Source organism: Ensifer sesbaniae (assembly GCF_013283665.1).
Lineage (GTDB): Bacteria > Pseudomonadota > Alphaproteobacteria > Rhizobiales > Rhizobiaceae > Ensifer > Ensifer sesbaniae.
Map to the genome: position 1 here is coordinate 159,371 of NZ_JABEKU010000004.1, position 10,985 is coordinate 170,355.

The window sequence follows — 10,985 nt, forward strand, 5'->3', positions numbered from 1 at the left end:
GCGCGCTCATGCGCATGGCGCGTGTTTTAACAGATACGCGTTGGCGCGTTGCTGCATCTGCGCCAACCGTTCCGCACGCGGCCCCAGCGGGGCGATGGCCTCCCCGGCATCGCGCAGCAGATCCAGCGCGAACTGGCGCGCTGCCTGCAGCCCCATAATCGACGCGCAGGTCGGCTTCTGCGCCGCCGCGTCCTTGCCGGGGGTCTTGCCCAGCGTCGCGGTGTCCGCTGTCGCGTCGAGAATGTCGTCGACCACCTGCAACGCCAGGCCGAAACAGGCGCTGTACCGATCGAGCGCACAGTACAGCGCGGCGTGAGCGGCATCCTCCGCGATGGCGCATAGCGCGCCCATGCGAACGGACGCGCGCACTAGCGCTCCGCTCTTCATCCGGTGCATTGCCATGATCCTGTCCAGCTCGACATGCTTTCCGACCAGGGACAGATCCATGGCCTGCCCGCCTGCGGCACCCTCGGCGGACACCGCCTGCGCCAATTCGCGCACGAGCGAGATACGGTTGTCGCCCGGCGCATCCAGGCTCGCCAGGGCCAGGAAGGCGTGCGCCTGAAGTGCATCGCCGACCAGGATCGCAGTGGCTTCGCCGAACTTGACGTGCACGGTCGGAAGGCCGCGGCGAAGCACGTCGTCGTCCATCGCGGGCAGGTCGTCGTGAACCAGGGTACAGGCGTGCATCATCTCGATGGCGGCGCCGACGTCGTCGAGCATGTGCGCCGGCGTGTCGGCCAGTGCGCCGGCAGCCAGACAGAGCAAGGCGCGGGTGCGCTTCCCGCCATGCAAGGTGGCGTAGCGCATCGCGGCCATCAGTTCGGTCTCACCGTCGTCTTCGGAGCAGAGAAGACGCGCCAGCGCCTGTTCGACCCGCTCTGCGCCGTCCTGCATCCAGATCTCCGACAGCAGCCTGCCGGATGCGCCGCGCGTCTGCGCGCCCAATTTGCCGAGCGCGGAAACGCCAGTTCGGTCGTCGTGTAGCGTAGTACCGGTCTGCATGTTGTTCACGTCCTTGTACCTGACAGGAGACGGCTACGGCGAGCGGCAAGCCGCGGTGTTGCCGGCGCCGCTGCCTCGCCACACAGGGCATGCGATGCCAACTCATGAGAACCCGATGCGGATTGTCATGGATGGATGTGCGGTCGGATAATAGCGCCGGCCTTTTTCGACGCCGCTCAGCAACCGCGGCCGCATCCCGGCTTTGTGCATGGTCAGCGCCATGGCGATGGAGAACTGCACCATTTCCAGCCATACCAGGTGGTAGCCGATGCAGACGTGTGGGCCGGCACCGAACTGCAGCATGTCCACCGGCCGGACTGGCTCCGTGCGTTGCAGCCACCGCGCCAGGCGGAACTGCTCAGGCGCCTCGTGCAGCAGCGCCGAGGTCGAGAAATGCAGCAGCGGGATGCACAGATCGGTGCCCGCGGGAATGCGCCGTTGGCCGAGTTGCAAATCCTGCAGCGCGCGGCGCGGCAGGAGCGTGACCGCCGGATGCATGCGCAGCGTCTCGCGGAACAGCGCCTCGGCGACGGGACACTGCGCCAGCTCCGCCTGCCGGGTCGGCACCGCGCCCACGCGTTGCGCCTCTTCGACCAGAGCGTCCCACAGCACAGGCTGCCGCGCCAGCTCGATCACCATCCAGGCCATCGTCGAGGCGGTGGTCTCGTGACCGCCAAGCAGCAGCAAGCGGATATTGGCGACCAGGACGTCATCGGAGAGCGCATCGTCGCTGCGATCGAAGGCGCTCACCATGTCGTTGATCAACCCCGTGCGCGCGGCATGCGCGCGCGCGTCACGGACGAACTGGCGCAACTGCGTGTCGATCCAGTCGCGGGCGGCGCGGCCGCGCCGCAAGGGCAGTCCGGGCAGGTCAATCGGGGGCGCGACGATCAACTGCAGCAGTTGCCGATACTTGCGGTGCCATCCCGGTAGGTCCTGCGCGGGGATTCCCATGAGGCTGAAGATGAGCTTGAGCATCAGGTCGCCGGTTTCGCGCAGGATAGTTACGTCGCCGCGGTCACGCCACGCTTGCACCCGCGCCAGGATGATGGGCGCGAACAGGTCGCCGATGCCGGCCTGGGTCAGCCCCTTGGGCAGGAACGCCGCCTTGATCGCATCGCGCGCCTGCCGGTGCGCGCCGCCGTCCTGGGCGACCAACGTTCCGCCAAGCAATTCAGGCGCGATCTCTTCGATCAGCGCCGAGGACACGTCCTTGTGCCGGAGCAGTGCGAACGCATCCGGATCCACACAGGTCATCAGGTGTCCGGCAGGGCCGAAATCCAGCCAGAAGTGGCTGCCCAGCGTCCGTTCCGCACTCCGCAGCAGGCGCGGCAGGTCGCAGGCGATGGCGGGAAGATGCCCGACCAGGGGGAAAGCGCCGGGCACGACCGGGATGTCGTGCCGTAGCCGGTGCCGACGGTTCAGCGGGTTGAGCAGCATGTCCATCAGCTCCATCAGCAGCGCGGCGCCACGGCCGCTTCGGCGGTGTCGCCGGCGGCCCGCGCGGCGCGGCTGTTGCCACCGTCGGCATACGTCGGCACATGCGCCAGCATGCCGCCGTCGATGCACACGACCTGGCCGGTGATGAACGCAGCATCGTCGGAGAGCAGGAACGCCACCAGCGCGGCCACGTCCTCGGGGCGGCCGACGCGCGGCAGGAGCTGGTGCCGGCGCAGATGCCGTTGCATGTACTCGTCCAGCTTGGCGAGGAGACGCTCGGTCATGATGAGACCCGGCGCAACCGCGTTGCAGCGGATCTGCGCATGACCGTACTGGGTGGCGAGCGAGGCCGACAGCATGTTCATCGCCGCCTTCGACGCGGCGTAGGACGTCAGCGCGGTATCACCGCTGAGCCCCTGGCACGACGACATGTTGACGATCGCGCCACCGCCGCGGGCGATCATCCGTGGGATAGCCTGCCGGCAGCAGAGCAGCGTGCCGCGCAGATTGGTCGCCATGGTCTGATCCCAGACCGCCAGGTCCAGGTCGAGGATGGCGCGGTCGCGCGGGGTCAGATGCATGGCGCTCGCGTTGTTCACCAACAGGTCGACTCCACCGAAGTGCCGCTCCGTCGTCTCGAACAGCGCTGCCACCGCCTGCGCATCGGCGATGTCCATGGCTAGGGCAATCGCGTGGCCCGCTTCGGCCGCGATCTGCGCGGTGCAGGCGATGGCCGCCGAGCCATCAATGTCGGCCACCACCACTTTGCCGCCCTCGCGCGCGATGGCGAGCGCGCATGCCTTGCCGATGCCGGCGCCGGCGCCGGTCACCACGGCCACCTTGCCTTCAAACCGTCCCATCGTGTCCTCCTGGATTGCGTTGGTCTTTCGCGGCATGCCGCTCGGCCTCCGCCGGACAAGGCGCAGGGTAGGCGCTGGCGCGCTCGTCATCGCCAGCGTCGCTTTCGATGACCCGAATGGCGGCGACCGGGCACTGGCTGGCCGCGAGCCGCACGGCGGCGTGCAGCGCCTGCGGGACCGTCGCCACGCACACTTCGGCCACGCCGTCCGGTCCGCGCTGGCGAAATGTGCCCGGCAGCGTCAGCACGCACTGCCCGGTGGTTCCGCACAGATCCTGGTCGATCACGACGCGCATCTCAGCCGCCCCGCGCAAGCAGCCGCACCGGCAGTGCGCGGAACGTCCTAAGGAACGCGGAGGGCTCCCGGGTCGGCTGCTCGGCCAATGCCAGCGTGGGGAAGCGCGCCTGGATCCGCGGCAGGCTCTCGGCCAACTGCACCCGGGCCAGTTGCGCACCGAGGCAGAAGTGGATGCCGTGGCCGAAGCTCAGCATGATCTTTCCGTCGGTCGACATGCCAGGACTGGTGCCGCAGAACCGCGCGGGATCGAAGCGGTCGGGATCGGCGAAGGCGTCCGGGTCGCGATTGCCGGCCGCGATCAGCACGCGCACGTCCGCGTTCTTCGGGATCACCACGCCGCCCAGTTCGATGTCGCGCCGGGCGATACGCGGAATGGAGCTGAACATGGCGGGCGCGTCGCAGCGCAGGACTTCTTCGACGAATGCCTTCACCCCCACGGCGTCTCCCTGCAGCCAGTGCCGCTGTTCGGGATACGCCAGCATCGCCAGGACCGCATGGTCGATGGTCGCAGCAGTGGTGGCGAAGCCGCCCAGTAGCATGCCCCACAGCATGCTTATCAACTCCGCATCCGACAGCGTGTCGGCATCTTCGTCGTGTGCGCCGACCAGCATCGACACGATGTCGTGGCGGGGATCGGTGCGCTTGCGCTGTGTGAGGTCGCCGAAGTAGGCCTGCACCCTGGCGCTGGCCGCGTCCGCCGCGGCGAGCTGGGGATCGCTGGCGTGCGGGCTCAGGCCTTCCAGAATGGCGCCGATTCCGGCGGCGAGCCCGAACATGTCGCCCTGCGGCATGCCGAACAGTTCGGCGAAGACCAGCATGGGCAAGGCCAGCGCGAATTCCCGATGCAGGTCCACCGCCTCCCCGCGCTCCAGCGCGGGCGCCATGCCGTCCAGGCGCGCTGCGACGATGCGCGCGATGCTCGGCCGCAGGTCGTCGATCTGGCGCATGGTGAAATCGCGTGAGATCAGCCGGCGCAGACGCGTATGCGTCGGTGGTTCCTTCATCGCTAGCGTGGACGCCAGCAATTTGAGCGACAGGCTGGTCGCCGCGCGCGGGAAATAGCGCGCCAGTTCGCCCGGCGCCGGTCCTCGAAACGCATCGCCCGTCGCCTTGAGCGCCCAGTAGATGTCGGTGTGGCGGCTCAACAGAAAGAGGCCCGACGCCGCGCGATGCACCGGATCGTGCTCGCGCAACCACCGCATGAACGGATACGGGTCGTCGATGCACGCTGGCGACGCCAGTTCCGCGAAGGCGTCCCGGCATGCTGCCGTGGTTTCTTGCACGTTCATCTTGGTTACCTGTTGGCTGGCTGATCTGACCGGCGCGCGTCAGGCGCGCCGGCAAATTGCGGAGAAGATCGCGATTCCCGGCGGCGTCCGCCCATCACCAGAGCACCGGGAACTCATCGAACCCGCCAGTGATGATCTCCTTGCGCAACTTCAGTTCTTCGGGCGCCACGGCCAGGCGCAGCGCGGGAAAGCGCTGGAAGATCGAACCGAACACCGCCTTGAGTTCCAGCCTGGCCAGCGTCGCGCCGATGCAGGAGTGCGGCCCGTAGGAGAACGCTAGGTGCGGATTCTGGTCGCGTCCGATGTCGAAGATTCCCGGGTCGTCGAAATAGCGCGGATCGAACGAGGTCGCCGGCAGGCCGACCAGCACCTTGCTCTCCGCAGGAATATGCACGCCCGCGATGGTCACGTCGGTCCTCGGATAGCGCATGATGCCGTCCCAGCCCGCGCCCGGCGGGTACATGCGCAGGATTTCCTCCACCGCCTTGTCCACGAGGGATGGATCGCCTAGCAGGCGTTCGCGCTGTTGCGGATGGCGCAACATGGCCAGCAGGCCGAATTCGATCTGCGCGACGGTGCTCTCGTGCCCCGCCACCAGCATGCCCGCCGCCAAGCCGATCGCCTCTTCCTCGGTCGCCTTGCCCTGGTTGACCGCCGCGAGCAGATCCGTCAGCAGGTCGTCGCCCGGATCCTGGCGCTTGTCCCGCATCTTGCCGCGAATGTAGGCGCGCAGTTCTTCCCAGGCCAGGCGCGACGCGCTGCGCGGGCCGCTTTCATGCTGGTGCGTCATCACCTCATCGGACAGCCCGGCGAAAAAGGCGTGATCCTCGTAGAGCACGCCCATCAGCGCGCTGATGACCATGGCCGGAAGCGGAAAGGAGAGGTGGCGCCGCAGGTCGGCGGGCTGGGGCTGGGCCGCCAGCGTCTCGAACAACTGCGCGGCGATCGCCTCGACCTGCTGCGCGAGCAACTTCACCCTGAGGTTGCTGAAGGCCGGCGCCACGATCGTGCGTAACCGGGCATGCTCGCCCCCCTCGTGCGAGACCAGCCACCCCGGCGAACCGAGAATCACCGAATCCGGGGTGAATTCCGCCGGCGGAATTCCCGCGGGCCGGAACGCCGGGTCGGACAGCACCGCCTTGGCCTCGTCGTAGCCTGTCACCCACCAGCCTTCGTGCCCGGACGGGAAGCGCACGCGATGGATCGGGGCGTTGGCGCCTAGCTCCAACATTTCGGGCGAGGGCTCGATGTGATCGACGCGCCACATGGGCAGCGTCGGCAAGGGTTGTTCGGACATGGTGGCACTTCACTCTCTAAGCGATGGAAGGGCATGCCGGCGTGTGCCGCAGTACAACTAGGGTGGCAAGAATCGTGCCACTGCGCAGGGAACGCCTCAGATAAGCTGCTCTCCACATCATTTCAATGTCTTAACTGGGCGCGGCACGCCCGGGCCGAACATCACCATGTCGCGGACGCGACAAACCCGACAAGTAGGTCAGAAAGGTATGTCGGTCGCGTTAGCTTGGCGCAGAAGTCAGGGTTCATCTGTCGGGCATAATCGGACGTCCAGCATGGAACCGAAGCTATGTCATCGAAGGGAGGAAGGTGACCGGCAGGTGCTGCGGGTAGCGAATAACGTAAGACGAAAAAAAGTTTCACCCAGAACTGAAACTATACCTTTGCGGTGGCGATCGCTGAGACTCGCAATTGGACGTAGTTGACAGGCATGGCGCTAAAACAAAGGCGACCCAGACCACCTCGGGGCGGCTTGCGATGAGGTGGATCTTACAAGGGTGAAGAGATGGGCGGCTGTCGTGTGCAACTGCTCGCGATAATCACCGCCTCTCCGGGTCATCCTGCCTCGTAGCTTTTCCAGTGGAGGGCGACTATCGCATGCCCCAAATCGGCATCATCGATATTGCGCGGTCGCTCGCGCTGCCAAGCAGGTGAGGGGAGTGAGACCCGGGTGCGGGTGGAACCGTTGCTCGGGACCGCTTGGGCCGCTCATCCTCCTCACCGTCCCTGAGCGGGATCGGATCCGTTGGTGCAAGACGAGGTCAGTTCCAGACTCCTTGCGTCGCCGTCCCTTCGGTCTCGCGCGCTTCTGCCGGACGGCGCCTTGCCGTCGATGGCCTGCCCGCGCCAGCCTTCGGGGGCGGGACGCCCCGGCGAAGGCCCGTGTGGGCCATGACGGTGGCGGCCGATGCCGCCCAGCCTTTGACGCCTCGTCTTTCGGGACAGAGCAACGAACTGGCGCAAGCATCCGAACCTTCACGGCCGGATGGAACGGCTCTACTGCGAGGAGCGCGGCACGCACGCGAATTTCAATTGCATCAATCTTCAGCTGACCGCCGACGATCTTGACCGCCTGGAAACGGCGCCTCGACGACGCTCGTCCCCAACAACGACAAGCTCGGCAAGTGCTCGGGGCTGGGAGCCGCAATACGATCTGACGGCGATCACCAAATCCGCCTGGAACTGGCATTCGCGCCGAAACGGCTGAGCAACCGCCAGGCTCGGCCTATTGGGCGGCAGGCGGACGGCTGGCGGCACTCCGTCCGCGCTGCAGCAGCGGGAGCTCGAGAAACACGTAGGCTGAGATACCGGCGATCGTGCCCGACACGATCGCCATGAGCAACGAGATCCCCGCTGGCATGCCCAATATGCCGCCGGCCTTGGCGACGACCGAGATCGCGAAGGCGTGCCATAGGTAGATCGAATAGGAAGCATCGCCGAGCAGGGCCGGCAGGTTCAGCATCGGGACCCGTCCGCTTGCCTCGAGCGCCAGCGCTCCAAGAACCAGGAGGACGGCGAGCGGCCCTGTCGAGCGTTCATCGAAGGGAAGATGGAGGCCATCGATCAGGGCGAAGCCGCCGAGCGAGCAGGCAATCAACGAAGAACCTATCGCCGCCCCGGGAACCTTCCCCCGGAGCCAGAACTCCCCGAGGATCATGCCGGCGACGAACTCGAGGATGATCGGCCGTGTATAGGTCAGCCAGAGCGCATTTTCACTGCGAGCAACCAACCCGAGCGTGACCAGCGCCACGAAGAGGCCGTTGATGGCCGGGAGGCGCCAATGGCGCGGCAGCAGCAGAGAGGCCGCGAACACGGCGTAGAAGAGCATCTCGAAATTGAGCGTCCAGCCCTGCACGAGCACCGGCCAGATATCGCCGCTGCTCGGCGAGCGGACCGGAATGAAGACCAGGGATGCCAGGACGTGGTCGAGAGTCAGCACGAGGTTGGGAAACAGGCCGGCGAGCGCGCCGGCAATCATGACGGCCGTCGAAAACCAGTAGATCGGAACTATGCGGCGGAGGCGATCGGCGATGAATTTCGCGGGGGTCACCGGCCGCCGGTCGTTGATCACCCACATGATGAAGCCGCTAATGACGAAGAAGACGTCGACGCCGGCCGCTCCGATGGTAAAATCGTGGCCGGTCTTCTCGGCGGCGTGAAAGATCACGACAGCGAGCGCCGCCGCCGCCCGAAGATACTGAATCGCCCGGATCGTTCCCATCGCCCCCTCCGACCGTGATGTCACCGGAAAGCCTTCAGTCCACCAGCGTTGATCCAGCCAGTCGGCAACTTCACCCAAATCTTTATCGGCATTGAGCAGTCCTTGTTCCCGGTGGTGGTCGAAACAGCCATGGCCGCGACGGCAAAGCCGCGAAGGCCAACATCAAAGTGAGCTTTTCGGTCGTGAGCCCAGTCAGCCCTCGTGCAACTTCCTTACCGATAACTCCGCGCTCTGGGAGCAGGCCTATGCCGCTGGCCGGGTGGTAAAACGCCTCCGCGATGCGCCCTACCCCGCTGACCACTGAGGTTGTAGTCTAGACGTGTTCTTCAATCAGCTTCAGGATAAATACGAACCCGTGAGCCGCCGTCTGCTTCCAGCAGCTCGGCCCTATAAGGCGCTCCGCGGATGTTGATATACGTCGGCTTCATGCATCGGCCTCGCGCGCGGATAATCGATGAGGGTCCCTGCGGCCGCGCATGGTAGTTCTGGATCCAGGCTTCCGAGCTAGATGCGCCGGTCAATGCCTCAATCCAGTTAGACACACCGCGAGCACTGTCTTCAGGCGGGTCGCCATCTCCTGGATACATCAGTCGTACTCCGTATCAAATAAAGGAGCCTCACAGTAATGCATGCCGGCCGATCCCCGGCATGCAACGTCGGCATACAATTATGCGGCCGAGGTATTCCTGGCTATGCGATAACCGGGCGCGGAATTTGCCATGGCGATGGTGAGGGGGATTGCCAAGTGGCATCGTAAAGCTAACCGGACTTTGAATTCGAGGTGCGACTGTCGGTCGTGACGAACCGTGACTACCGTGCCGCGACGACCGAGGCGCGGCATTCCGCAGGACGGCGCCCATCTTTTCCGCCACAGCCTCGCGACCGACCTTTTGCGGTCGGGCGCCAGCTTTGCACAGGGCGGTCAACTGCTCCGCCATCGAAGCATCGACAATACAGGATCGCCCGCGCCGAATGACGGCTCGTAAGCTGGATTCGGTGCGGATCGCGCCGGGCGCGCGGCCAGTCCCGGTTGCCGGTGAGGCCATGGCGTAGAATGGAAAGGGCGAAATAATGGCTCATGCGATCTCCTCGCGATGATCGGTACTTTCGCGAACAACCTCGAGGACTTCGTCCTGGGTCAGAAGACCACGTTCTATGGCTACTTGCATGAATGGGCGCCGTTCCGCGGCGGAAGCCTGCACGAGCTTCGATACCTCGGCGTAACCGAGCTTCGGCACTAAGACGGTGGCAAGCGCCGACGATTGCATCAGGTTCCTGAGGGACTGCTCACGGTCGGCCTCGATGCCGGCGATGCATTTATCGGCAAAAATGCGCGTGGATTTCGCAAGGAGCTCAATCGAGTCGAACAAGCGTGAGGCGATGATCGGTTCGAAGTGATTAATTTCGAGCTGTCCCTGCCGCGAGGCCAGGGATACGCCGGCATCGTTGCCGACAACGGCGAAGGCTACCTGCTGCATCATCATCGGCAAGACCGGGTTGATCTTGCCCGGCATAATGGAGGAACCGGGCTGTACGGATGGGAGTCGCAACTCGCCGACGCCGCTGTTCAGGCCAGACGCAAGAAGGATGAGATCGGATGCGATCTTGCCGATGACCTCGGCGGAGATGCGTATCTCCGAGGAGACGCGGGCGAACGCGTCGGCATTCTGCATGGCATCGAACATGTTCGCACCGGGGCGGACGTCTGCCCCGACGATTTCTTTCAGATGGCGATAAACGGCGCTCCGGTAACCCGGAGCGGAGCCCAGCCCAGTCCCGATAGCCGTGCCGCCCAAGGGCAGGACGAGCATCTCGTCACGAGCGGAAACCAGCTTCTCGACGAGCCGACGAATGGCGGCAGCATACCCGCCGAACGCCTGACCGAGACGCATGGGCTGTGCCGCCTGCATGCAAGTCCTGCCGATCCGCAAGACATCCCCAAAGGCAATGGACCGCTCTTGAAGAGCGTCCGCTAGATGGGTCAGCGCCTCGATGAGGGACTGGGACTTGTCGTAGACTGCGAGCTTGACGGCTGCGGGCAAGACGTCGTTGGTCGACTGGCCGGTGTTGACGTGATCGTTCGGATGGATACGGCTATATGTACCCGGCTGCTCGTTGAGGATCTGGAGCGCGCGGTTGGCAATCACTTCATTGACGTTCATGTTGATGGAGGTTCCACCGGATCCTTCCAGCAAATCGACGATGAACTGATCGGCGTGACGGCCGCTTTCGACCTCGACGGAAGCCGCGATGATGGCGTTCGCGATCTCGGCGGGGAGGACGCCGATATCGCGATTGGCTGCTGCTGCTGCATGCTTGATGCGCGCAAGCGCCTTGAGAAGCTCCGGCGCGTCGCCGAGCTTGTGGAATGAAATGTCGAAGTTTTCCTGGCCGCGAAGCGTGGCGACGCCGTATAACGCTCCTGCGGGCAATACTCGGGAGCCGAGGCTGTCTGCATCTGTTCTCGTGTTTGGCATGGGCTCCCCCAAGTCCGATCTGCTATCCATGGGCCATGATGTTGCCGGCGCTCTTCGCGATTATCATTGTCCTAGTCGGAGCCGTGACTCGCCTAATGCA

8 protein-coding genes and 1 pseudogene are annotated in these 10,985 nt (G+C 65.1%); 1 reads left to right on the top strand and 8 read right to left on the bottom strand.

Features of this window, described 5'->3' with window-relative positions; all coding sequences use genetic code 11:
- Nucleotides 1-6: 6 nt before the first annotated feature.
- The 6 genes from BHMPCIPO_RS31800 to BHMPCIPO_RS31825 all read right to left on the bottom strand — a co-directional run bounded on the left by BHMPCIPO_RS31800 (nucleotide 7) and on the right by BHMPCIPO_RS31825 (nucleotide 6,188).
- Nucleotides 7-1,005: a polyprenyl synthetase family protein gene (locus tag BHMPCIPO_RS31800; RefSeq protein WP_173520846.1), complete on the bottom strand. Its 999-nt coding sequence runs from the start codon at nucleotides 1,003-1,005 to the stop codon at nucleotides 7-9.
- Nucleotides 1,006-1,107: 102 nt separating this feature from the next.
- A complete protein-coding gene (locus BHMPCIPO_RS31805) occupies nucleotides 1,108-2,451 on the bottom strand; it encodes a cytochrome P450 (protein WP_173520760.1) in 1,344 nt (447 codons plus the stop codon).
- Between the two features lie 8 nt (nucleotides 2,452-2,459).
- Nucleotides 2,460-3,305, bottom strand: a complete 846-nt coding sequence (locus BHMPCIPO_RS31810) for an SDR family oxidoreductase (protein WP_100675092.1) — start codon at nucleotides 3,303-3,305, stop codon at nucleotides 2,460-2,462.
- A complete protein-coding gene (locus BHMPCIPO_RS31815) occupies nucleotides 3,292-3,600 on the bottom strand; it encodes a ferredoxin (protein ID WP_173520761.1) in 309 nt (102 codons plus the stop codon). Before BHMPCIPO_RS31815 ends, BHMPCIPO_RS31810 begins: the two co-directional genes overlap by 14 nt.
- A 1-nt stretch (nucleotide 3,601) precedes the next feature.
- Nucleotides 3,602-4,891 carry a cytochrome P450 gene (locus BHMPCIPO_RS31820; protein ID WP_173520762.1) on the bottom strand — a complete coding sequence of 430 codons (1,290 nt, stop codon included), beginning with the start codon at nucleotides 4,889-4,891 and terminating at the stop codon, nucleotides 3,602-3,604.
- Nucleotides 4,892-4,985: 94 nt separating this feature from the next.
- Nucleotides 4,986-6,188 carry a cytochrome P450 gene (locus BHMPCIPO_RS31825; RefSeq protein WP_173520763.1) on the bottom strand — a complete coding sequence of 401 codons (1,203 nt, stop codon included), beginning with the start codon at nucleotides 6,186-6,188 and terminating at the stop codon, nucleotides 4,986-4,988.
- 1,079 nt (nucleotides 6,189-7,267) lie between these two features.
- On the opposite strand from BHMPCIPO_RS31825, the pseudogene BHMPCIPO_RS33340 reads away from it, so the two are divergent.
- A pseudogene (locus tag BHMPCIPO_RS33340) lies at nucleotides 7,268-7,394 on the top strand (UDP-glucose 4-epimerase GalE); the annotation flags it as partial.
- Between the two features lie 18 nt (nucleotides 7,395-7,412).
- On the opposite strand, the gene BHMPCIPO_RS31835 reads toward BHMPCIPO_RS33340, so the two are convergent.
- Nucleotides 7,413-8,408, bottom strand: a complete 996-nt coding sequence (locus BHMPCIPO_RS31835) for an acyltransferase family protein (RefSeq protein ID WP_173520764.1) — start codon at nucleotides 8,406-8,408, stop codon at nucleotides 7,413-7,415.
- A 1,076-nt stretch (nucleotides 8,409-9,484) separates the two neighbouring features.
- A complete protein-coding gene (locus BHMPCIPO_RS31840) occupies nucleotides 9,485-10,885 on the bottom strand; it encodes an aspartate ammonia-lyase (protein ID WP_173520765.1) in 1,401 nt (466 codons plus the stop codon).
- Between the last annotated feature and the right edge of the window lie 100 nt (nucleotides 10,886-10,985).

Bases quoted from the DNA above. Each gene is read 5' to 3' on its own strand.
- BHMPCIPO_RS31800 (WP_173520846.1), bottom strand. From the start codon at position 1,005: ATGCAGACCGGTACTACGCTACACGACGACCGAACTGGCGTTTCCGCG.
- BHMPCIPO_RS31805 (WP_173520760.1), bottom strand. From the start codon at position 2,451: ATGGACATGCTGCTCAACCCGCTGAACCGTCGGCACCGGCTACGGCAC.
- BHMPCIPO_RS31810 (WP_100675092.1), bottom strand. From the start codon at position 3,305: ATGGGACGGTTTGAAGGCAAGGTGGCCGTGGTGACCGGCGCCGGCGCC.
- BHMPCIPO_RS31815 (WP_173520761.1), bottom strand. From the start codon at position 3,600: ATGCGCGTCGTGATCGACCAGGATCTGTGCGGAACCACCGGGCAGTGC.
- BHMPCIPO_RS31820 (WP_173520762.1), bottom strand. From the start codon at position 4,891: ATGAACGTGCAAGAAACCACGGCAGCATGCCGGGACGCCTTCGCGGAA.
- BHMPCIPO_RS31825 (WP_173520763.1), bottom strand. From the start codon at position 6,188: ATGTCCGAACAACCCTTGCCGACGCTGCCCATGTGGCGCGTCGATCAC.
- BHMPCIPO_RS31835 (WP_173520764.1), bottom strand. From the start codon at position 8,408: ATGGGAACGATCCGGGCGATTCAGTATCTTCGGGCGGCGGCGGCGCTC.
- BHMPCIPO_RS31840 (WP_173520765.1), bottom strand. From the start codon at position 10,885: ATGCCAAACACGAGAACAGATGCAGACAGCCTCGGCTCCCGAGTATTG.